18 protein-coding genes are annotated in these 21,225 nt (G+C 68.3%); 9 read left to right on the forward strand and 9 right to left on the reverse strand.

From position 1 onward, the window contains the following. Positions 1-24: 24 nt before the first annotated feature. Together N5D30_RS04025 and cueR are read left to right on the forward strand one after the other, a co-directional pair. Complete coding sequence (locus tag N5D30_RS04025; protein WP_279907770.1) at positions 25-2,409, forward strand: heavy metal translocating P-type ATPase; 2,385 nt, start codon at positions 25-27, stop codon at positions 2,407-2,409. Beyond that, positions 2,406-2,846 (forward strand): Cu(I)-responsive transcriptional regulator, encoded by a 441-nt coding sequence (cueR, locus tag N5D30_RS04030; protein WP_279907772.1) that lies wholly within the window; start codon positions 2,406-2,408, stop codon positions 2,844-2,846. Before N5D30_RS04025 ends, cueR begins: the two co-directional genes overlap by 4 nt. An 82-nt stretch (positions 2,847-2,928) precedes the next feature. Here the strand turns inward: cueR and N5D30_RS04035 are convergent, their stop codons facing one another. Continuing rightward, positions 2,929-5,181: a TonB-dependent siderophore receptor gene (locus tag N5D30_RS04035; RefSeq protein ID WP_279907773.1), complete on the reverse strand. Its 2,253-nt coding sequence runs from the start codon at positions 5,179-5,181 to the stop codon at positions 2,929-2,931. A 276-nt stretch (positions 5,182-5,457) separates the two neighbouring features. Between N5D30_RS04035 and N5D30_RS04040 the strand changes: the two genes are divergently transcribed. From N5D30_RS04040 to N5D30_RS04050, 3 genes are all read left to right on the forward strand, one after another. After that, complete coding sequence (locus N5D30_RS04040; RefSeq protein ID WP_279907774.1) at positions 5,458-5,964, forward strand: sigma-70 family RNA polymerase sigma factor; 507 nt, start codon at positions 5,458-5,460, stop codon at positions 5,962-5,964. Then, complete coding sequence (locus N5D30_RS04045) at positions 5,961-6,890, forward strand: FecR domain-containing protein (RefSeq protein WP_279907775.1); 930 nt, start codon at positions 5,961-5,963, stop codon at positions 6,888-6,890. Before N5D30_RS04040 ends, N5D30_RS04045 begins: the two co-directional genes overlap by 4 nt. A gap of 127 nt (positions 6,891-7,017) precedes the next feature. After that, positions 7,018-9,357, forward strand: coding sequence for a TonB-dependent siderophore receptor (locus N5D30_RS04050; RefSeq protein WP_279907776.1), 2,340 nt, complete (start codon positions 7,018-7,020; stop codon positions 9,355-9,357). Positions 9,358-9,795: 438 nt separating this feature from the next. On the opposite strand, the gene bfr is transcribed toward N5D30_RS04050, so the two are convergent. The 8 genes from bfr to N5D30_RS04090 form a co-directional block, all read right to left on the reverse strand. Then, positions 9,796-10,260 carry a bacterioferritin gene (gene bfr, locus N5D30_RS04055; RefSeq protein ID WP_279905318.1) on the reverse strand — a complete coding sequence of 155 codons (465 nt, stop codon included), beginning with the start codon at positions 10,258-10,260 and terminating at the stop codon, positions 9,796-9,798. A gap of 254 nt (positions 10,261-10,514) precedes the next feature. Then, positions 10,515-11,276, reverse strand: a complete 762-nt coding sequence (locus N5D30_RS04060; RefSeq protein ID WP_220811667.1) for an ABC transporter permease — start codon at positions 11,274-11,276, stop codon at positions 10,515-10,517. Further along, on the reverse strand, positions 11,273-12,205 hold the full coding sequence (locus N5D30_RS04065; protein ID WP_279907778.1) for an ABC transporter ATP-binding protein: 933 nt from the start codon (positions 12,203-12,205) through the stop codon (positions 11,273-11,275). Before N5D30_RS04065 ends, N5D30_RS04060 begins: the two co-directional genes overlap by 4 nt. A 50-nt stretch (positions 12,206-12,255) precedes the next feature. After that, the gene (locus N5D30_RS04070; protein ID WP_279907780.1) at positions 12,256-12,780 is read right to left on the reverse strand and encodes an SRPBCC family protein; all 525 of its coding nucleotides are present in this window, start codon (positions 12,778-12,780) and stop codon (positions 12,256-12,258) included. Positions 12,781-12,837: 57 nt separating this feature from the next. Beyond that, positions 12,838-13,266 carry a nuclear transport factor 2 family protein gene (locus N5D30_RS04075; RefSeq protein WP_279907781.1) on the reverse strand — a complete coding sequence of 143 codons (429 nt, stop codon included), beginning with the start codon at positions 13,264-13,266 and terminating at the stop codon, positions 12,838-12,840. 17 nt (positions 13,267-13,283) lie between these two features. Then, the gene (locus N5D30_RS04080; protein WP_279907782.1) at positions 13,284-14,057 is read right to left on the reverse strand and encodes a DUF899 domain-containing protein; all 774 of its coding nucleotides are present in this window, start codon (positions 14,055-14,057) and stop codon (positions 13,284-13,286) included. A 114-nt stretch (positions 14,058-14,171) separates the two neighbouring features. Further along, positions 14,172-14,516, reverse strand: a complete 345-nt coding sequence (locus tag N5D30_RS04085) for a YciI family protein (protein WP_220811659.1) — start codon at positions 14,514-14,516, stop codon at positions 14,172-14,174. Positions 14,517-14,603: 87 nt separating this feature from the next. Continuing rightward, positions 14,604-15,830 carry an RNA polymerase sigma factor gene (locus tag N5D30_RS04090; RefSeq protein ID WP_279907783.1) on the reverse strand — a complete coding sequence of 409 codons (1,227 nt, stop codon included), beginning with the start codon at positions 15,828-15,830 and terminating at the stop codon, positions 14,604-14,606. Positions 15,831-16,110: 280 nt separating this feature from the next. Between N5D30_RS04090 and fdhD the strand changes: the two genes are divergently transcribed. The 4 genes from fdhD (at position 16,111) to N5D30_RS04110 (ending at position 21,171) form a co-directional block, all read left to right on the forward strand. Next, a complete protein-coding gene (fdhD, locus tag N5D30_RS04095) occupies positions 16,111-16,878 on the forward strand; it encodes a formate dehydrogenase accessory sulfurtransferase FdhD (RefSeq protein WP_279907831.1) in 768 nt (255 codons plus the stop codon). After that, complete coding sequence (locus N5D30_RS04100; RefSeq protein ID WP_279907784.1) at positions 16,875-19,175, forward strand: FdhF/YdeP family oxidoreductase; 2,301 nt, start codon at positions 16,875-16,877, stop codon at positions 19,173-19,175. Before fdhD ends, N5D30_RS04100 begins: the two co-directional genes overlap by 4 nt. Before the next feature lie 300 nt (positions 19,176-19,475). Continuing rightward, entirely contained in the window at positions 19,476-20,417 is a 942-nt protein-coding gene (locus N5D30_RS04105) for a YbhN family protein (RefSeq protein WP_279907785.1), read from the forward strand. Between the two features lies 1 nt (position 20,418). Then, entirely contained in the window at positions 20,419-21,171 is a 753-nt protein-coding gene (locus tag N5D30_RS04110; protein WP_279907786.1) for a class I SAM-dependent methyltransferase, read from the forward strand. Positions 21,172-21,225: the final 54 nt, after the last annotated feature.

Consider the following 21,225-nt stretch of genomic DNA (forward strand, 5'->3'; position numbering starts at 1 on the left):
GGGCGAATCCAGTGGAGCCGCCCCATGAGCACAGCCCAGACCTTCGACCTTCCCATCCGCGGTATGACCTGCGCCAGCTGCGCCGGCCGCGTCGAGCGCGCCCTGAACAAGGTGCCCGGCGTGAGCGCCGCCAGCGTCAACCTGGCCAGCGAACGCGCCCACGTCGAGGCCGGCGCCGGCCAGCTGGGCGCGTTGCTGGATGCCGTGCAACAGGCCGGCTACGAGGTGCCGCTCGGCAGCCTGGAGCTGGCCATCGGCGGCATGACCTGCGCCAGTTGCGTCGGCCGCGTCGAGCGCGCCCTGGGCAAGGTGCCCGGCGTGCGCGGCGCCAGCGTCAACCTGGCCAGCGAGCGCGCCCGCGTCGAGCTGCTGGAAGGCACCGACCCGGCCGCGCTGATCGCCGCGGTGGAGCAGGCCGGCTACTCCGCCAGCCTGCTGGACGCAGCCCCGCGGACCGATCCACAGGCCGCGCTACGCCGCGAGCGCCTGGCGGTGGTCCTGGCACTGCTGCTGGCCGCGCCACTGGTGCTGCCGATGTTCGCCGAGTGGGCCGGGCTGCACTGGATGCTGCCGCCCTGGGTGCAGTTCCTGCTGGCCACGCCGGTGCAGTTCGTCCTCGGCGCGCGCTTCTACAAGGCGGCCTGGAAGGCGGTCCGCGCCGGCACCGGCAACATGGACTTGCTGGTGGCGCTGGGCACCAGCGCCGGCTACGGCCTCAGCCTCTATCTCTGGGCCACCGCGGGCCACCACGCGCCGCACCTGTATTTCGAGGCCTCGGCCGTGGTCATCGCCCTGGTGCTGCTGGGCAAGTACCTGGAGAGTCGCGCCAAGCGCCAGACCAGCGCCGCCATCCGCGCGCTGGAGGCGCTGCGCCCGGAGCACGCCACCCGCCTGGTGGACGGCCGCGAGGAACAGGTGGCCCTGGCCGCGCTGCGCCTCGGCGACCTGGTGGTGGTGCGCCCCGGCGAACGCTTCCCGGTGGACGGCGAGGTCAGCGAGGGCCGCAGCCAGGCCGACGAGGCGCTGATCAGCGGCGAGAGCCTGCCGGTCGCCAAGGCGCCGGGCGACAAGGTCACCGGCGGCGCGATCAACGGCGAAAGCCGGCTGGTGGTGCGTACCACGGCACTCGGCGGCGAGACTGTGCTGGCGCGGATCATCCGCCTGGTGGAAGACGCCCAGGCGGCCAAGGCGCCGATCCAGAAACTGGTGGACCGGGTCAGCGGCGTGTTCGTCCCCGCCGTGCTGGTGATCGCCCTGCTCACCCTCGGCGGCTGGCTGCTGGCCGGCGCCGGCGTGGAGCAGGCGCTGATCAACGCCGTGGCGGTGCTGGTGATCGCCTGCCCCTGCGCCCTCGGCCTGGCGACCCCGGCGGCGATCATGGCCGGCACCGGCGTGGCCGCGCGCCACGGCATCCTGATCAAGGACGCCGAGGCGCTGGAACTGGCGCACCGGGTCTCGGTGGTGGCGTTCGACAAGACCGGCACCCTCACCTCCGGCCAGCCGCGCGTCGTCCACCTGGCCGCCACCGGCATCGGGGAAAACGAACTGCTGCGCCTGGCCGGCGCCCTGCAGCAGGGCAGCGAACACCCGCTGGCGCGCGCAGTGCTCGACGCCGCGGGCGAGCGGGACATCCGCCTGCCGGCGCTGGCCACCAGCCAGGCGCTGCCGGGACGCGGCATCCGCGGCGACGTGGAAGGCCGCACCCTGGCGCTGGGCAACCAGCGCCTGTTCGACGAACTGGCGCTGGCCAGCGAACTGCAACAGCAGGCCGGCGCCTGGGAGGCCGAGGGCCGCACCCTGTCCTGGCTGATCGAGCAAAGTGAGCCGCCCGCGGTGCTGGGCCTGCTGGCCTTCGGCGACAGCCTCAAGGAAGGCGCGGCCGAGGCCATCGCCGCGCTGCGCGAGCGCGGCATCGAGAGCCACCTGATCAGCGGCGACAACGCAGGCAGCGCCGGCGCCGTGGGCCGCGCCCTGGGCATCGACCGGGTCCACGCCCAGGTGCTGCCGGCGGACAAGGCCGCCCACGTCGCCGACCTGAAACGAGGCGGCGCCACCGTGGCCATGGTCGGCGACGGCATCAACGACGCCCCGGCCCTGGCCGCCGCCGACGTCGGCATCGCCATGGGCGGCGGCACCGACGTGGCCATGCACGCCGCCGGCATCACCCTGATGCGCGGCGACCCGCGCCTGGTGCCGGCGGCGCTGGCTATCAGCCGGCGCACCTGGAGCAAGATCCGGCAGAACCTGTTCTGGGCCTTTGTCTACAACCTGGTGGGCATCCCGCTGGCCGCCTTCGGCCTGCTCAACCCGATGCTGGCCGGCGCCGCCATGGCGCTGTCCAGCGTCAGCGTGGTCAGCAATGCGCTGCTGCTCAACACCTGGAAACCGGAAGGGGAGAAACGCCCGTGAACATCGGCCAGGCAGCGAAACACAGCGGGCTGAGCGCCAAGATGATCCGCTACTACGAATCCATCGGCCTGCTCCGGCCGGCCGGGCGCAGCGAGAGCGGCTACCGCCTGTACGGCCCGCAGGACCTGCACGTGCTGGCCTTCATCAAGCGCTCCCGCGACCTGGGTTTCTCCCTGGAAGAAGTCGGCAGGCTGCTGGCGCTCTGGCAGGACCGCGAGCGCGCCAGCGCCGACGTCAAGGCACTGGCCCTGGCCCACATGGACGAGCTGAACCGCAAGATCGAGGAACTGACCGCCCTGCGCGACACCCTGGGCGAGCTGGTCGGCCACTGCCAGGGCGACGACCGGCCGGACTGCCCGATCCTGCGGGATCTGGAGTCGGGCAGCCCAGCGGGCGGGCACGACTGCGGCGGCCCGGGAAAGCACTGCGCCAGGTGACGGACTGCCGGAAAGCAGAACGCCGGCCAAGAGGGCCGGCGTTCCTTTCACCCGAGGCGCTGTACGCCTCGCTTCAGAGGCCTCAGAAGCTGTACTTCGCCGAAGCGGTAAAGCTGCGCGGCGCGCCGTAGGTCAGGGCACCGTAGGCGTCGAAGACATCGAAGTACTTCTCGTCGGTCACGTTGTTGGCGTTCAGCTGGGCCGTGAGGTTCTCGGTGATCTCGTAGCGCGCCATCAGGTTGACCAGGGCGTAGGCGTCCTGCTCGACCTTCTCGGTGGCGCCAGTCGCACCGCTGGCGTAGGTGTAGATGGAGTCTTGCCAGTTCACACCGCCACCGATGGTCAGCTTGTTGAGCACGCCCGGCAGGCGATAGGTGGTGAAGGTACGCAGCAGCTTGGTCGGATACAGCGTGTTGACTTCGTTGCCGTCGGCGTCCTCGACATCGAACTGGGTATAGCCCGCCGAGAGATTCCAGCCCGGTGCCAGTTCGCCGGAAACTTCCAGCTCGAAGCCCTTGCTGGTCGCCCCCTCGGTCGCCTCGTAGGCGTATCCCTGAGAGGCATCGGTAGGATCGATCAGAGAGCCGGTGCTCTTGCCCAGGTTGTCCTGCTTGATCTGGAAGATGGCGGCGGATGCGTTCAGACGGCCATCGAGGAACTCGGCCTTCAGGCCGGTCTCGTAGCTTTCGCCGACGATGGGATCGAGCATCTTCTTGTCGGCGTCGCGCACCGACTGCGGCAGGAATATCTCGGTGTAGCTGGCGTAGGCGGAAAGGTTCTCGGTGAGGTCGTAGACGATGCCCGCATAGGGGGTCACTTCGTTGTCCACGTCGATCTTGGAGTTGCCTTGCTCTTTCTCGTAGTTGCTGTTCCGCGCGCCGAGGATCACCTTGAGGTCGTCGGTCAGGTTCAGGCGAGTGGCGACGTACAGTCCTTCTTGGGTCGTCTCGCTGGCATCGGAATCGCTCAGGGGCTGCCAGTCCGGCTCGGGAATAGCGCCCTGGTAGTGGATGAAGTCGTAGTTGCCGAGCGGGATGTAGCCCCGGGTATCGGCGTCGAAGTCCTGCTCGCTGTGGGAGTAGCCGAGCGCCACTTCATGGCTGCGGCCGAACAGTTCCACAGGGCCGCCGACCTGCAGGTAGTAGTCATCCTGAGTGGTCTCGGTCTTGTACGAGCCGGCGTTGAAGCCCGCGAACGGCGCCATCGGCCCCGGCAGCTCCAGCGCTCCGGTCACCGGGTTCGGGAAGCCGTACGGGTAGACCAGATAAGAGTCGGCCTCGCGCTTGCCACGGGTGTAACCGGCCTTGGCATGCCAGTCGTTGGCGAAGGTGTGCTCGAGGTTGGCGAAATAGGTCTCGTAGCTGGTGTCCCACTTGCTCCAGTCGGCGGACAGGGTCTTGGAACGGCTCCAGTCGGTGTCGCGGCCATCGGAGTACCAGAGCGGCAGCCCGCCCCAGGCGGGAGAATCCGATTTGTTCTCCTGATTGCTCGCACCGAACCACAGGGTGGTGTCGGGCGTCAGGTCGATGTCCATGGTGCCGTAGAAGGACTGGCGTTCGTTGGAGTGCAGGTCGATCCAGCTGTCGCCTTCGTTGTACTCGCCGACCAGGCGGGCACGCACGGTGCCGGCCTCGTTCAGGGCCAGGGACAGGTCGCCCAGGGTGCCGTAGGTGTCCCAGGTGCCGGCGCTCAGCGCCACCGAGCCCTTCAGCTCCCGACTGCTGGCGCGCTTGCGCACCATGTTGAGCGACGCGGAAGGATCGCCGGCGCCTGTCATCAAGCCATTGGCGCCGCGCACCACTTCGACCCGGTCGTACATGGACAGGCTGCTGAAGATTTCGCCGGAACTCCACGGCTGCTCCCAGATAGTGGAGACGCCATCGATCATCAGCGAGTTGAGCTGGAAACCACGGGCGTTGATCTGGCCACGGCTGGTTTCATAGCGGTTCATCGAGATACCGGTGGTGTTGTTCACCACATCGGTGATGGTCTGCATGTCCTGATCACGCATGCGCTGCTGGGTGACCACGGTGACCGACTGCGGCGTCTCGCGCAGGGACATGCTCAACGGGGTGGCGGTGCGCGCCGCCTCGGTGGTGTAGGACTGGGTGTCCTCGGTGACGGCGTTGCGTTCCCGGGTGGCGGTGTCGGTGATGGACAGCGGCGCGAGGGTGACGCCGTCCTCGGCCTGCTCGGCGGTTTCCGCCGCCTGGACCAGAGAGGGCATGGCGAGACCGATCGCCAGCATGTGCACGGCCAGGGCCAGCGGGCGAATGGACACGGACGAGCGCTCACCTACAGCGCCCTGCTGACGCCGGGTAACGGGAAGGGACATGGGATGCTCCGAATGACTGCATGTTGTTTATGAGAATAATTATCATGGTAATTCCAAACCTCATGTAGCGAAAGAGGGGTCGTAAAGAACGTAAACGCCGGCAATCGCCGAAATGGGTCGGCGAGAAGCGCCTGGGCCCATCTCAAATAAAAATATTTCTTATTTACGTTCGATTGATGCCGCCCTTATCCTTTCCGCCGTCACCGCCTCCGAGCCCCGTCCCGTGCCGATCCGCCGCCTCCCTCTCGACACCCTCTCACCGCCGGGATCGGCCGAATGAACTGGCTCGGCATCGACCTGCGCTGGGCCTACGGCGATCTGCTGCTCAGCCTCAGCCGGCAGACCCGCTGCGTGCAGCGCGCCTACGATGTGCTGCACGACGCCCTGCTGCGCTTCGCCCTGGCCCAGCATCAGCAGCCCATCGCCCAGCCCGACGCCTACCTGAGGCGCGTCGCGCGCTCGGTGCTGATCGACCATTTCCGCAAGGAGAACCGTTACAGCCCGCTGCCGGACGATGACCTCGACGCCCTCGAAGCCATCGGCGACGCCTGCATGCCGTCGCCCGAGCACCTGCTCGACCTGCAGCGGCGCCTGCAGGCCCTGCAGCGCATCCTCGACTGCCTGCCGCCGCGCTGCCGCGAGGTGTTCTGGCTGGCCCGCATCGAGGGTTGTGGCCAGCGCGAGATCGCCGAGCAGCTGGGCATCAGCCTGAACATGGTGGAGCGCCACATGATGCGCGCCCTGCTCGACCTGCGCGCGGCCCGCGAGCTGCTGCAGCCGTGAGCGGCGTGCGCGAGGAGGCCGCCCGCTGGTTCGTCCGCCTGCACGGCGAAGGTGACGCGCGCCAGCGCGCGCGTTTTGAGCGCTGGCTGGCGGCCAGCCCCGAGCACGCCGCCGAGTACCAGGCCTTCGCCGAGCTGTGGGGCGAGCTGTCCTCGCCGCGCGGCAGCGAGGCGCTGGCCGACGCCATGGAGCGGCGCCGCGCCGGGCGCCGCCGCCATCTGCTGCGCGGCACCCTGTGCGGCGCGCTGCTGGTGCTGGCGGGCTTCGCCGGCCTGCACCTGTATCGCCAGGGGCCGCAGGACCTGGCCCTGCAGACCGGCATCGCCGAACAGCGCCAGGAACGCCTGCGCGACGGCAGCGCCGTGAGCCTCAACGCTGACACCCGGCTGCACGTGAAATACGACGAGCACCAACGGCACGTGGCCCTGCAGCGCGGCGAGGCGGTGTTCGAGGTCGAGCGCAACCCGGACCGGCCCTTCGTCGTCGACGGCGGGGTGGCACGGGTCACCGTACTCGGCACCCGCTTCGCCGTCGACCGCTTGCGCGACCGCCTGCGCGTCAGCGTGGACCACGGCCTGGTCCGGGTCGACAGCCTGACCGCGCCCGGCCACAGCCTGCAGCTGCACGCCGGCGAGGTGCTGGAAGTGGACGCAGAGGGCGAGCTGCGCCGCCTGCCATTGCCGGCGGGCAATGCCTTCGCCTTCCAGGCGGGACGGCTGGTGTTCGAGCAGGCCGACCTCGCCGAGATCGCCGCCAGCCTGTCGCGCTACCGCCGGCAGCCGGTGCGGGTGGTGGGCGGCGGCGGTCCGCGCATCGACGCGGTGGTCCAGCTGGGCGAGGTGGAGGACTTCCTCGAGGCCCTGCCGGCGATCGCACCGGTGCGCCTGGAACACCAGGCCAGGGCCACCCTGCTGCACCCACGCTGAGCCGTTGCCGCCTCGGCAGCGGACGACCGCTCGTCGGCGCCGCGAACGATTCGCGACAGCGACATCAGGGATTTCCCGACCCCGCGCGTCAGGGGTGCATCTGCCAAACCTCACAGAAGGGAAATCCATGCCCACTGCATACCCAATGCGCCGCCTGGTCGCCGCCATGGCGCTGTCCATCGCCGCCCAGGTCCACGCCGCGCCGGTCGACCTCGATCTGCCGGCCCAGCCGCTGGCCCTGTCCCTGCGCCAGCTCGGCGAGGCCGCCGGCTTGACCATCGCGGTCGACAGCAGCCTGACCAGCGGCCGGACCGCCCCGGCGCTGCGCGGCCAGCTCGAGCCGCTCGCGGCGCTGGGCCACTTGCTCGCCGGCAGCGGGCTGCGCTACCAGCAGAGCGGCAACACCCTGGTGATCAGCCAGCCGTCGGACGCGGTCGAACTGGGCGCCACCAACATCAGCGGCCGCGCCCTCGGCACCAGCACCGAGGGCACCGGCTCCTACACCACCGGCCGCCTCACCCTGGGCAAGGGCGAACAGTCGCTGCGCGAAACGCCGCAGTCGGTCAGCGTGGTCACCCGCCAGCGCATGGACGACCAGAACCTGACCACGCTCGGCGAGGCGATGCGCTACACCACCGGCATGAAGACCACCAGCTACGGCACCGGCACCGACAACATCGAGGCCCGCGGCTACGACCTCGACAGCTACCAGCTCGACGGCGTGCCGGTGCGCGCCGGCCAGGGCTCCTGGAGCAGCGGCTTCCTCGACCTGGCGATCTTCGACCGCATCGAAGTCTGGCGCGGCCCGGCCGGCCTGCTGCAGGGCGCCGGCGAGCCGGGCGGCACGGTCAACCTGGCGCGCAAGCGCGCCCTCGGCGAGTTCGCCCTGGGCGGCAGCCTCTCCGCCGGCTCCTGGGACCGCTACCGCAGCGAGATCGACGTCACCGGCCCGCTCAGCGAGGACGGCCGCCTGCGCGGGCGCTTCGTCAACGCCTACGAGGACAGCCAGGCGTTCACCGACTACGTGTGGTGGCGCAAGAACGTCAGCTACGGCACGCTGGAGTTCGACCTGGACGACAGCACCACCCTGTCCGCCATGCTGGTGCGCCAGGACGGCAAGTCCAACCCCTTCTACGGCCTGTCCAGCTACGTCGACGGCACCCTGGCGCGCCTGGACCGCGACACCTTCATCGGCGCGGACTGGAACAACAAGACCGAGCACCTGACCTTCTACCTCACCGAGCTGGACCACCGCCTGGCCAACGGCGGCCAGGCCAAGCTGACGGTCAGCCTGCTGGACCGCGAGAGCGACGGCGAGAACAACGGCTGGAGCAGCTCCTTCATCGACCCCGCCAGCGGCGAGGTGCGCATGGTGCCCATCGCCATCCGCAGCGACGAGCGCGACATCAACCTGGACGGCTTCGTCTCCACGCCCTTCGAGGCGCTGGGCCGCGAGCACAACCTGCTGCTCGGCGCCAGCTGGCAGCGCTACAGCGGCGGCTCCGCCTACAACCGCTCGACCTACGGCATGTTCGCCACCAACCAGAACATCTTCGATCCCGACGTGCACATTCCCAAGCCGGACCTGCCGCTGGGCGAGGTGCCCGACGTGGAGCAGAGCCAAGCGTCGATCTACGGCCAGCTGCGCTACCGCCTGCTCGACCCGCTGACCCTGGTGCTGGGCGCGCGGGTCAGCGACTGGCGCACCGAGGATCATGACGCGCACAGCGAGCAGACCGAGAGCGGCCAGGTGGTGCCCTACGGCGGCCTGATCTACGACCTCGACGACCACCTGTCGCTCTACGCCAGCTACAGCACCATCTACCTGCCGCAGACCGCCCGCGACCGCGACGACCGCTTCCTCGAACCGAGGGAGGGCCAGCAGTACGAGATCGGCATCAAGGGCGAGTACTTCGACGGCCGCCTGAACAGCCACTTCGCGCTGTTCCGCATCCGCGACAAGAACCAGGCCATGCAGGCCCCGGACGACCCGTTCGCCTCCATCGCCGCTGGCGAGGTGGAGAGCGAGGGCCTGGAGGCCGAGATCAGCGGCAGCCTGACCGAGCGCTGGGAGCTGACCACCGGCTACGCCTACACCCGCACCGAGTACATCGAGGCCGACGACGCCCTCAAGGGCCAGCCGTATTCCACCGGCTTCCCCCGGCACAACTTCAACCTCTGGACCAAGTACCGCTTCGGCGACGGCTGGCTGGACGGCACCAGCCTCGGCGGCGGCCTCAAGCGGGTCAGCGAGAGTTCCTACGAAGTGGGCAGCCTGCGCTGGAAACAGCCCGGCTACACCCTCGCCAGCCTGCAACTCGGCTACCGCCTGAACCGCCACCTGGACGGCACCCTGACGGTCAACAACCTGTTCGACAAGTACTACTACGACCGCATCGGCCCGACCCGCCAGACCTACCTCGGCGAACCGCGCAGCACCACGCTAACCCTGCGCTGGAAGCTCTGAGCGCCTGACAGCGGTAGGAGCGAACTCTGCTCGCGAATAACTCCTGACAGGAGCTTCGCGAGCAAAGCTCGCTCCTACGGGGGGGGGTGCCATGAAAAAGGCTATGTCCCCGTTACCTGTTGTTGCACCGATCCTGCTTTGTGGGAGCGGCTTCAGCCGCGAATTTCGCGGATAAATCCGCTCCTACAGGACATGCAACATTTAACGGGGACATAGCCATGAAAAAGGCCATGTGCCCGTTACGAGTTGGCGGCGCGATTCTGCTCTTGTGAGAGCGGCTGGGCGGCATTCCGATTGGCCGCGAAATTCCGCGCAGGCGGGAATCCAGGGGCAGGCCGCTGTAGCGTCTGCAACACGTCACGGGAACACAGCCATGAAAAAGGGAGCCGCCAGGGCTCCCTCACAGGGTGCGCCATGCGTACCCTCGGACCGACGCTCTCAGCACTGCGACTGCAGGTAGTTCTGCAGGCCGACGCGGTCGATCAGGCCGAGCTGCTGCTCCAGCCAGTAGGCGTGGTCTTCCTCGGTATCGTTGAGCTGCAGCACCAGGATGTCGCGGCTCATGAAGTCGCCATGCTGCTCGCACAGCTCGATGCCCTTGGCCAGCGCGGCGCGGACTTCGTATTCCAGCTTGAGGTCCGAGCGCAGCATCTCCGGCACGGTGGCGCCGGGGTGGATGGCCTTGGGCGTCATGTCGGGGGTGGCTTCGAGGAACAGGATGCGCTGCAGCAATGCGTCGGCGTGCTGGGTCTCCTCCTCCATCTCGTGGTTGATCCGCTCGTAGAGCTTGGTGAAGCCCCAGTCCTGGTACATCCGCGAATGGAGGAAATACTGATCGCGCGCGGCCAGCTCGCCACGCAGCAGATCCCTCAGATAATCGACGACTTCGGTCGCGCCCTTCATGACTCGGCTCCCACAAAAAAGATCACTCAAGGGCGGCAGCTTCGGCTCTTGAACGGCAATGGTCAAGCAGCAAAATGCCGCGCCCAACGGAGCGATTCGCATTAGCGCAAAGCCGCATGGTTGCTGGGCTGTAGGGAATTCTAGCAATAACGAAAATCACTGCGCCCGCAGGCTTTTCTCAAGCGAAAAACGCATGCAAACAGCCGCTCGCAAGAGCGGCTCGGCAGCCTCCCCCAGAGCCGGGAATCGGTGCCTCACTGCCTCAGCCGGTAGCCGGTCTTGAATATCCAGCTCACCACCAGCACGCAGGCCAGCAGGAAGCCAAGGATCATCCCCACGCTCAGGCCCAGGTTGACGTCGGCCACCCCGAAGAACGCCCAGCGGAACGCGCTGATCAGGTACACCACCGGGTTGAACAGGGTCAGCTTCTGCCACAGCTCCGGCAGCATGCTGATCGAGTAGAAGCTGCCGCCGAGGAAGGCCAGCGGCGTGACGATCAACGCCGGCACGATCTGCAGCTTCTCCCAGCCGTCGGCCCACACGCCGATGATGAAGCCGAACAGGCAGAAGGTGATCGCCGTCAGCACCAGGAACGCCAGCGCCCAGAACGGGTGGGCCAGCTCGAAATCGACGAACAGCCGCGAGGTGGCGAAGATGATCAGGCCGAGCACCACCGACTTGGTGGCCGCCGCGCCGACGTAGCCGACCAGGATCTCGAAGAACGACACCGGCGCCGACAGCAGCTCGTAGATGGTGCCCGAGTACTTCGGCATGTAGATGCCGAACGAGGCGTTGCCGATGCTCTCGGTGAGCAGCGCCAGCATGATCAGGCCGGGCACGATGAAGGCGCCGTAGCTCACGCCGTGCACCTCGGTCATGCTCGACCCGATGGCCGAGCCGAACACCACGAAGTACAGCGAGGTGCTGATCACCGGGGTGGCGATGCTCTGCAGCAGGGTGCGCCAGGTGCGGTGCAGCTCGAACAGGTAGATGGATTTGATGGCTTGCAGGTTCATGCGCGCTCCTTTTCGTGGACCAGGCTGACGAAGATGTCTTCCAGCGAGCTTTCGCTGGACTGCAGGTCCTTGAAGTCGAGGCCGTGCTGGGCCATGTCCTTGAGCAGCTCGGCGATGCCGGTGTGCTCGCGCTGGGCGTCGAAGGTGAAGACCAGCGCGTGGCCCTCGTCGGCCAGCTCCAGGCCGTAGTGCGCCAGCTCGGCCGGCACGTCGGCCAGCGGGTGCTTGAGCTGCACGGTGAGCTGCTTCTTGCCGAGCTTGTGCATCAGTGCGTCCTTGTCCTCCACCAGGATGATCTCGCCCTTGCGGATCACCCCGATGCGGTCGGCCATCTCCTCGGCCTCCTCGATGTAATGGGTGGTGAGGATGATGGTCACGCCACGCTCGCGCAGGCGCCGCACCATGTTCCACATGTCGCGGCGTAGCTCCACGTCGACCCCGGCGGTGGGCTCGTCGAGGAACAGGATCGACGGCTCGTGAGAGAGCGCCTTGGCGATCATCACCCGCCGTTTCATGCCGCCGGACAGTTCGAAAATCTTGGCTTCGCGCTTGTCCCACAGCGACAGGTCCTTGAGCAGCCGCTCCAGGTACTCCGGGTCCGGCTTCTTGCCGAACAGGCCGCGACTGAACTTGACCGTCGCCCAGACCGTCTCGAACACGTCGTTGACCAGCTCCTGGGGCACCAGGCCGATGGCGGAGCGCGCCGCACGGTAGTCGGCCTTGATGTCGTGGCCGGCGACGCGCACCTTGCCCTCGCCCGGGTTGACGATGCCGCAGATGATGCTGATCAGGGTGGTCTTGCCGGCCCCGTTGGGGCCGAGCAGGGCGAATATCTCGCCCTTGCGGATGTCCAGGTTGATGTTGTTCAGCGCCGGATGGCCGGACTTGTAGGTCTTGCTCAGGTTCTCGACGGAAATCACCGATTCCACGGTTACTCCTTAGCCAGGCGGTATAAAGCAAAGGCGCGATTGTACGCCGATCAGCTCTCCTCCACCCGCATGCGTAGCTGTTGCAGACCCTGCTCGAAGTCGCCGCCGACCCGCCCATCCACATCGCACACCAGCGAGATGGCCTTGCCGATGAAGCCGTTGTTCCCGGTCATGCTCCAGTTCACCCGGGTGCCGGCGCCCTCCGGGGTGAAGCGGAACTCGGCCAGGCTGGTGGCGCGAAACGGCTCGATGAACTCCAGCAGCACCTGCACCCGTTCGCCCGGCACGCTGTCGACGATGGTCGCGCTGCCGACACCCACGTCCTTGTTGCCCGCCCAGCGCTGGATGGCGCCGACGCCCTGCTCCGGGCCCTCGTAGTCCACCTTCATCGCCGGGTCGCGCCTGGCCCAGGGCGACCAGTGCGGCCACTGATGGAAATCCTCGATCTGCGCCTGCAGCGCAGCGGGCGACGCCTGGATCAGCGCCGAGCGCTCGACGCGGAACTGAGCCGGGCGCGTGGCGATAAACACGACCAGCCCGGCGACCAGCAGGACAACGACGATCAGAATGCTCATGCTTGCCTTCCTTGCGATATGGGCGGAAGGACCATCCACGGACGGCCCTTGTCGGACTTAGGGCTGCAGTTCGAACAACGCCTGGCCGCTCTCCGGATCGAAGGGCGCGGAGAAGTGGTCATGCACGATGCGCCACTGGCCGCCGATCCGCCGGTAGCCCTGGGTCACGCGCATCCAGCAGTTGTGCGTATTGCCCTCGTTGTCGGTGCCGCCGCAGTGGCAGAGGAAATGGCCGAAGCCGACATCGCCCTCGCCCCACTGCTGCAACTGGTGTACCTCGAAGGTCATCGGTCCCTGGCACATCTCCAGGCAGTTTTTCCAGTGCGCCTTGTAGACCTCGCGGCCCTTGAACTGCAGTTGCAGGATGGCATCGAAGGCGACCAGGTCATCGGCGTAGTGGCCGAGGATGGCGTCGACGTCGCGGGCCTGGTTGGCCGCTTCCCAGCTGTCGGTCAGGGCTTTCAGTTCGCTGTTTGCAGTGTTCATAAATTCTCTCCTCGCGCTCAGGCGCAGCAGTCGTGTTTGGCAGCAGTCGCGCCGTCGTATTGGTCGTGCAGACGGGTCCAGTTCAGCCCCTTGCCGTCCACATCGGCCATGCCGCCCCAGCCCTCGCCACGGCCGAACGGCGTGAGGTCGAGGTAGTGGTAGGCGTTCATCAGCATGTCCAGGCCACGCGCATAGGTGGAATAGGTGTGGAACACCTGGGCGCCGTCGCGCAGGAACACGCTGGCGCCGGGCAACTCACCCTTGATCATGTCCAGCTGGCCCATGCGCTTTAGCTCGGCCTCATCTTGGTAGTTGTATTCGACCGGCGCCTGGCTGGCATCGATGGTGACGTGGAAGTCGTAGTTGAAACGGCTGCCGAACGACGAATACCAGGGCAGGTTCCAGCCCATGCGCTTCCTGAAGGCTTCCAACTCGGCCAGCGGCGCGTTGGAGACCAGCACCAGGCTGGTGTCGCGGGCATGCAGGTGGGCCAGGTGACCGATGTTGTCGGCCAGGAAGGAACAGCCCGGGCAGCCCTCGCCTTTATCGCGATGGAACATGAAGTGGTAGACGATCAGTTGGCTGCGCCCGGCGAACAGCTCGGCCAGGCCTACTTCGCCTTCCGGCCCGGTGAAGCGGTAGTCGGCGTCGATCGCTACCATCGGCAAGGCGCGGCGCTGGACGTTGAGCGCGTCGCGCTGGTGGGTCAGGGCCTTCTCCTGCTCCAGCAGCTGCAGGCGGGCGGCCAGCCATTCTTCACGGCTGGCGACTTTCGGGTAATCAGGATTCATCTCGATGCCTCTCGATTCAAACCATGGATGAATGCTTGGCGAGACAGCAGGCCAAACCATGGCCTCAGGCGTGCACGAATAGCCCCCTCCCCCCCTGGGAGAGGGGAAAAAACCTCAGACCTGCAACTCGCGCACCGGCCGCACCTCGACGCTGCCGACCCGCGCGGCGGGGATGCCGCCGGCGATCTGCAGCGCCTCGTTGAGGTCGCGCGCTTCGATCAGATAGAAGCCGGCCAGCTGCTCCTTGGTCTCGGCGAAGGGACCGTCGGTGATGCTCAGCTTGCCGCCGCGCACACGCACGGTGGTGGCGGTGGCGACCGGCTCCAGCGGTTCGGCAGCAAGCATGCGGCCGCTCTGCTGCACGGTCTGCGCGTAGTCCAGGCACTCCGCATCGCGCGGGCTGTCCGGCGAGTCGTGCAGGACTTTCTCGTCGCTGTAGATCAGGCACAGGTATTTCATCGCGTTCCTCCCTGGCAGCGGTTTTCGCTGCTGTCACCTACTGGTCGAGCGGCGCCATGGAAATTCGACAGGGCCGCGCAAAAAATTTCAGGCGCCCGGCAACTCGGCCAGACGGCGTTCGAGGAACTGCCGGTCGGCGCCCTGCTGGCTCAGCTGCAAAGCCCGCTGGTAGGCGCTGCGTGCCTCGCCCCAGCGCCCAAGGCGGCGGTTGAGGTCGGCGCGGGCGGCGTGGGCCAGGTGGTAGTCGCCCAGCTCGCCGCGTTCGAGTATGGCCTCCACCTGGCGCAGGCCCGCCTCGGCGCCGTCGCGCATGGCCACGGCCACGGCGCGGTTGAGTTCGATCACCGGCGAGGGCGAGGCGCCCAGCAGCACGTCGTAGAGGCCGACGATCTGCACCCAGTCGGTGGCCTCGACGCTCGGCGCCTCGGCATGCACCGCGGCGATGGCGGCCTGCAGGCAGTAAGGGCCGATCTCGCCGCTGGCGAAGGCGGCCTGGACCTGCGCCTCGCCCTCGGCGATCAGCTGGCGGTCCCACAGGCCTCGATCCTGTTCCTCCAGCAGCACCGGCCGGCCCTCGGCGTCGCTGCGCGCGGCGCGGCGCGACTCCTGCAGCAGCATCAGCGCCAGCAGACCGCGCACTTCCGCTTCGGGCAGCAGCTCCAGCAGCAGGCGGCCGAGGCGGATGGCCTCGGCGCACAGGTGCTGGCGGGTCAGGCTCTCGCCGCCGCTGGCGAAGTAGCCCTCGTTGAACACCAGGTAGACCACCCGCAGCACCGCCTCCAAGCGCTCCGGCAGCTCGCGCCGGCCCGGCACCTCGTAGGGGATGCGCGCGTCGCGGATCTTGTGCTTGGCGCGCACGATGCGCTGGGCGATGGTCGGCGGCGTGGCCAGAAAGGCGCTGGCGATCTCCTCGGTGGTCAGGTCGCAGACCTCGCGCAGGGTCAGCGCCACCTGGGCGTCCGCCGCCAGGGCCGGGTGGCAGCAGGTGAAGACCAGGCGCAGGCGGTCGTCCTGCAGATGCTCGCCATCCCAGGCCTCGCCGCCGGCCGGTTCGTCCACCTCGTCCAAAGCCTGGAAGCGCGCCTGGCGGCGCAGCTGGTCGATGGCCTTGAAACGCCCGGCGGACACCAGCCAGGCGCGCGGGCTGTCCGGCACGCCCTGTTCGGGCCACTGCTCCAGGGCGGCGCGGAAAGCCTCGTGCAGGGCCTCCTCGGCCAGGTCGAAATCGCCCAGCAGGCGGATCAGGGTGGCCAGCACCCGGCGGGATTCCTCGCGGTACAGGCGGGCCAGCAGCCCCTCGATGTCGTCGTTCATGGCGTACTCGTGCGAGCCTCTGGCGAGCGGGAAAGGTAGGCCCATCGGGGTCGATGCTCCAGCAGGATCGCAGCTGATCGCGGCCTGCGACACGAAATCGACGGGCGGCGGGACGCCCCGAGACAGATTGATAGACAGCATCGATCAGACCATCGGCAAGGGCGATTAGACGCCCGCCGCGCAAGGGCCTAGGCTGGGCCCATTCCCTCATGAGAAGGGTTGCATCATGCCTGCCGTGTCTCCCCCGCCATGCGCGCCGCATGGCTACGCCTATGCCGAAATGGGGCCCGCCTCCCGCCTTGCCGAGACCCGGCTGGCCGAGGAATGCGCCCTGGCCATCGACTACAACGGCCTGAACCACGCCGTGATGATGGTCTCGCCCACCGATCTGGAAGATTTCATCCGCGGCTTCAGCCTGAGCAATGGCCTGGTGGAGTCCATCGAAGAAATCTATGACATCGCCCTCGACGGCGCCGGCGACGCGCGCCGGGCCGAGGTGCAGGTCAGCGCCCGCGCGTTCTGGGCGCTCAAGCGCCAGCGCCGCCAGCTGGCCGGCACCAGCGGCTGCGGCCTGTGCGGGGTCGAGGCGCTGGAACAGGCCCTGCCCGGCCTGGCGCCGCTGCCCGCGCGCGTGCTGCCGCCGGCCGCGCACCTCGACGACCTGCGCACACGCATCGCCGAGGCCCAGCAGCGCGCCCGCGGCACCGGCGCGCTGCACGCCGCCCTGTTCGTCGACGAACGCGGCGAACTACTCCTGTGCCGCGAGGACATCGGCCGGCACAACGCCCTGGACAAGCTGATCGGCGCGCTCGCCGCCGAGCGGTTGCCGGCGCACGCCGGCTTCGCCGTGGTCACCAGCCGCTGCAGTCTGGAGCTGCTGCACAAGGCGGTGCGCGCCGGCTTCGCCACCCTGGTCAGCCTCTCCGCCCCCACCGCGCTCACCGTGGACTGGGCGCGACACCACCGGCTGAACCTGATCCACCTGCCCCACCACAGCGCGCCACGGGTCTACAGCCCGGCGCCGAGCCTCGAGGAGCACCGCCCATGAGCGCCGAGCCCCGCTACCAACCCTATACCGGCCCCGCCGCCGGCTGGGGCGCCCTGCGCGCCGTCACCCACTTCTGGCTGGACAGCAAGCAACCGATCAAGAACCTGCGCGCCTTGCTCCGGACCAACCAGGACAAGGGCTTCGACTGCCCCGGCTGCGCCTGGGGCGACTCGCCCGACAACCATCTGGTGAAGTTCTGCGAGAACGGCGCCAAGGCGGTGAACTGGGAAGCCACCCGGCGCGGCGTGGGCCGCGACTTCTTCGCCCGCTACAGCGTCGCCCAGCTGCGCGAGCAGAGCGACTACTGGCTGGAGCACCAGGGCCGGCTGATCGAGCCGCTACGCTACGACGCCGCCAGCGACCGCTACGTGCCGATCGACTGGGGCGCCGCCTTCGCCCTGATCGCCGACACCCTGCGCGGGCTGGAGAGTCCGCACCAGGCGGAGTTCTACACCTCCGGGCGGGCCAGCAACGAGGCCGCCTACCTGTACCAGCTGATGGTGCGCACCTTCGGCACCAACAACTTCCCCGACTGCTCGAACATGTGCCACGAGGCCAGCGGCGTGGCCCTCGGCGAGAGCGTGGGGGTCGGCAAGGGCACGGTGACCTTCGCCGACTTCGAGCACGCCGACGCCATCTTCGTGTTCGGCCAGAACCCCGGTACCAACCACCCACGCATGCTCGAACCGCTGCGCGAGGCGGTGGCGCGCGGCGCCAGCGTGGTCTGCTTCAACCCGCTGAAGGAGCGCGGCCTGGAGCGCTTCCAGCATCCGCAGCACCCCCTGGAGATGCTCGGCAACGGCTCCCGGCCGACCAGCAGCGCCTACTTCCGCCCGCGCCTGGGCGGCGACATGGCCGCCGTGCGCGGCATGGCCAAGTACCTGCTGCAGTGGGAGCGCGAGCAGCCGGGCACGGTGTTCGACCAAGCCTTCATCGACCAGCACACCGACGGCCTGGCCGCCTGGCTGGCAGCGGTGGACGCCACCGACTGGACGCAGATCGAGGCGCAGTCGGGCCTGGCCCGTGGCGAGATCGAGCACGCCGCGCGCCTGTACCGCAACGCCGAGCGGGTCATCGCCTGCTGGGCGATGGGCATCACCCAGCACCGTCATTCGGTGGCGATCATCCAGGAAATCGCCAACCTGATGCTGCTGCGCGGCAACATCGGCAGGCCCGGCGCCGGCCTGTGCCCGGTGCGCGGCCACAGCAACGTGCAGGGCGACCGCACCATGGGCATCGACGAACGGCCGCCGGCCAGGCTGCTCGACGCCCTGCAGCACCGCTTCGGCATCGACGTGCCGCGCGAGCAGGGGCACAACACGGTGGAAGCCATCGCCGCCATGCTCGACGGCCGCAGCAAGGTGTTCATCGGCCTCGGCGGCAACTTCGCCCAGGCCACCCCGGACAGCCCGCGCACCCACGCCGCCCTGCGGCGCTGCGAGCTGACCGTGCAGATCAGCACCAAGCTCAACCGCAGCCACCTCACCCACGGCCGCCAGGCACTGATCCTGCCGTGCCTGGGGCGCACCGACCTCGACCTGCGCGCCGCCGGCCCGCAGGCGGTGACGGTGGAGGACTCGTTCAGCATGGTCCACGCCTCCCACGGGCAGCTCGCCCCGCTGTCGCGGGAGATGCGTTCGGAGCCGGCGATCATCGCCGGCATCGCCAACGCCCTGCTCGGCCCGCGCCCGGTGGACTGGCTGCACCTGGTCGAGGACTACGGGCGCATCCGCGAGCTGATCGCCGACACCATCCCCGGCTTCGCCGACTTCAACGCCCGCCTCGCCCACCCCGGCGGCTTCTACCTGGGCAACGCCGCCGGCAGCCGGCGCTGGAACACCGCCACCGGCCGCGCCCGCTTCGTCGCCCACGCCCTGCCCGACGACCTGCTGCCGATCCAGGTGCGCAATCAGGCCGAAGCACCGCACCTGGTGCTGCAGACCCTGCGTTCCCACGACCAGTACAACACCACCCTGTACGGCCTGGACGACCGCTACCGCGGCGTATACGGCATGCGCGAAGTGCTGTTCGCCAACGAACAGGACATCCGCCGCCTCGGCTTCGCCCCGGGGCAGCAGGTGGACATGGTGTCGCTGTGGGACGACGGCATCGAGCGGCGGGTGCGCGGCTTCACCCTGATCGCCTATGACACCCCACCCGGCCAGGCCGCCGCCTACTACCCGGAGACCAACCCGCTGGTGCCGCTGGAGAGCGTCGGCGAGGGCAGCAACACGCCCACCTCCAAGTTCGTCGCCATCCGCCTGGAACCGAGCACGGCCCAGGCGCGCATCGCCTGAGACCCCGTTCACGGTGGCCGGGGAAAGGAGGTCTCGGAGCAATGGATGAGCGTTCCGGGACGGGCGCGCCCCGCTTCGTTTCCACGCCTCTCGAAAGGCACGCGGCGGAACGTGAACGGGTTCCGCTGCCGTCGCGCTCTGTAACAGCCGGTTACGCCCGTTGAAAACGCGCGGCTTGAGCCAAGCGCCCGGCTCCGTGATACTGCACGCCGATTTACGCAGCGCCTGACCATTCATCCGGCGAATGCGCCCAATGGCCAATGGATTGCCTTACAGCGAAAAGACGGGGAGCCATCGTCGATGATGAAAAGAAGCGACTGGATCTGGACCCTCATCGGTCTGGCCGCAGTCGTATTTTCCTGCTATCTGCTCTACAAGGAGATCCGCACGATCTCCCTGGACGAATTGCAGGACAGCCTCCATGCCATCTCCCTGCACAACTGGCTGATGGCCGCCGGCGCCACCTTTGGCGCCTACGTCGCGCTGGCCTGGTACGACCGCATCGCCATCGCCCACCTGGGCAAGAAAATCTCCTGGTGGTTCATCACCCTCTGCTCCTTCACCACCTACGCCCTGGCCCACAACATAGGCGCCTCGGTGTTCTCGGGAGCAGTGGTGCGCTACCGCGCCTACACCAGCAAGGGGCTGCTGCCGTCCGAGATCGGCGTGCTGATCGTCTTCTGCTCCTTCACCTTCGCCCTCGGCGTGCTTCTGTCCGGCGGCGCCGTGCTGGTCTGCCAGCCCGACCTGATCAAGCGCGTGGCCGATGTCAGCCCCTGGCTGTCGGTGTGCATCGGCCTGCTCCTGCTGGGGCTGGTGGCGCTCTACGTACTGGGTTCCTGGCGCCACTTCAAGCCGTGGACCCTGGGCAAGCTGCACGTCGAGTACCCGCGCCTGGGCATCGTCGGCCGCCAGCTGCTGGCCGGCCCGCTGGAGCTGGCCTGCGCCGCCGCGATCATCTACTTCGCCCTGCCGGCGGAATCCAACCCCGGCTACCTGGTGGTGCTGGGCGTGTTCCTCGCCTCCTTCTCCCTGGCGCTGCTGTCCCACGCGCCGGGCGGGCTGGGCGTGCTGGAGGTGACCTTCCTGGCCGCCATGCCCGAGCTGCCCAAGGCCGACGTGCTGGCGGCGCTGATCGTGTTCCGCATGTTCTACCTGCTGCTGCCGTTCGCCCTGTCCCTGCTGGTGGTGCTCGGCTTCGAGTGGAGCCAGTGGAGCGATAGGCGGCAAAGGCGTAGCTGACATGAACGACGGCACGGCGGTGGGCATGCACAGCATCGAGCGAATCTATCCGCCCGACCTCGACCCCGCCAGCCCCAGCGACCAGGCCACCCTGCACATCCACCTCGAACGCTACGAGTTCGCCGCCCGCCACCTGGGCGGCGCTCGCGTGCTGGACATGGCCTGCGGCTGCGGCTACGGCACCGCCCTGCTGGCCGAGCGGCACCCGGACAAGCAGGTGACCGGCGTCGACATCGACCCGGAAGCCATCGCCTACGCCCAGCGCCACTACCAGCTGCCGAACCTGCGCTACGTGTGCGCCGACGCCGAGCGCTTCGACGAAGGCCAGGGCTTCGACAGCATCGTCAGCCTGGAGACCATCGAGCACCTGCCCGATCCGGTGCGCCTGGTGGCCAACTACGCGCGGCTGCTGACGGCGGGCGGCCGGGTGATCGCCTCGGTGCCGATCACCCCGACCCTGGACGGCAACCCGCACCACCTGCACGACTTCAGCCGCCGCTCGTTCCTCGCCCTGTTCCGCCGCCATCGCCTGCGCCCGGGCGAGCAGGAGCTGGAGCAGATCCAGTGGTGGCAGTTCCGCGGCCTGTTCTCGCGCCGACCGGACCACGCCAAGCGCCACCGCTCGGAAGGGGTCGGCAACGCGGTGCTCGGTTACTACCGGCGCCACCCCACCTACCTGTTCTCACGCCTCGCGGCGATGCTGCGCTACGGCTTCAGCAATCGCTACCTGACCTGCCTGTTCGTCGCCGAATAGGCCGACTCCGCACTCAGCCCCGTAGGGTGCGCCGCGCGCACCGATCCTCCGTGC

Origin of the sequence: Pseudomonas sp. GD03875 (assembly GCF_029840585.1) — a bacterium.
Classification (GTDB): Bacteria; Pseudomonadota; Gammaproteobacteria; order Pseudomonadales; family Pseudomonadaceae; genus Aquipseudomonas; species Aquipseudomonas paralcaligenes.

What these genes read in the sequence shown, in the direction of transcription:
- N5D30_RS04025 (WP_279907770.1), top strand. Translation starts at nt 25, where the DNA reads ATGAGCACAGCCCAGACCTTCGACCTTCCCATCCGCGGTATGACCTGC.
- N5D30_RS04035 (WP_279907773.1), bottom strand. Translation starts at nt 5,181, where the DNA reads ATGTCCCTTCCCGTTACCCGGCGTCAGCAGGGCGCTGTAGGTGAGCGC.
- N5D30_RS04040 (WP_279907774.1), top strand. Translation starts at nt 5,458, where the DNA reads ATGAACTGGCTCGGCATCGACCTGCGCTGGGCCTACGGCGATCTGCTG.
- N5D30_RS04050 (WP_279907776.1), top strand. Translation starts at nt 7,018, where the DNA reads ATGCCCACTGCATACCCAATGCGCCGCCTGGTCGCCGCCATGGCGCTG.
- bfr (WP_279905318.1), bottom strand. Translation starts at nt 10,260, where the DNA reads ATGAAGGGCGCGACCGAAGTCGTCGATTATCTGAGGGATCTGCTGCGT.
- N5D30_RS04060 (WP_220811667.1), bottom strand. Translation starts at nt 11,276, where the DNA reads ATGAACCTGCAAGCCATCAAATCCATCTACCTGTTCGAGCTGCACCGC.
- N5D30_RS04070 (WP_279907780.1), bottom strand. Translation starts at nt 12,780, where the DNA reads ATGAGCATTCTGATCGTCGTTGTCCTGCTGGTCGCCGGGCTGGTCGTG.
- N5D30_RS04075 (WP_279907781.1), bottom strand. Translation starts at nt 13,266, where the DNA reads ATGAACACTGCAAACAGCGAACTGAAAGCCCTGACCGACAGCTGGGAA.
- N5D30_RS04080 (WP_279907782.1), bottom strand. Translation starts at nt 14,057, where the DNA reads ATGAATCCTGATTACCCGAAAGTCGCCAGCCGTGAAGAATGGCTGGCC.
- N5D30_RS04085 (WP_220811659.1), bottom strand. Translation starts at nt 14,516, where the DNA reads ATGAAATACCTGTGCCTGATCTACAGCGACGAGAAAGTCCTGCACGAC.
- N5D30_RS04090 (WP_279907783.1), bottom strand. Translation starts at nt 15,830, where the DNA reads ATGAACGACGACATCGAGGGGCTGCTGGCCCGCCTGTACCGCGAGGAA.
- fdhD (WP_279907831.1), top strand. Translation starts at nt 16,111, where the DNA reads ATGGGGCCCGCCTCCCGCCTTGCCGAGACCCGGCTGGCCGAGGAATGC.
- N5D30_RS04100 (WP_279907784.1), top strand. Translation starts at nt 16,875, where the DNA reads ATGAGCGCCGAGCCCCGCTACCAACCCTATACCGGCCCCGCCGCCGGC.
- N5D30_RS04105 (WP_279907785.1), top strand. Translation starts at nt 19,476, where the DNA reads ATGATGAAAAGAAGCGACTGGATCTGGACCCTCATCGGTCTGGCCGCA.
- N5D30_RS04110 (WP_279907786.1), top strand. Translation starts at nt 20,419, where the DNA reads ATGAACGACGGCACGGCGGTGGGCATGCACAGCATCGAGCGAATCTAT.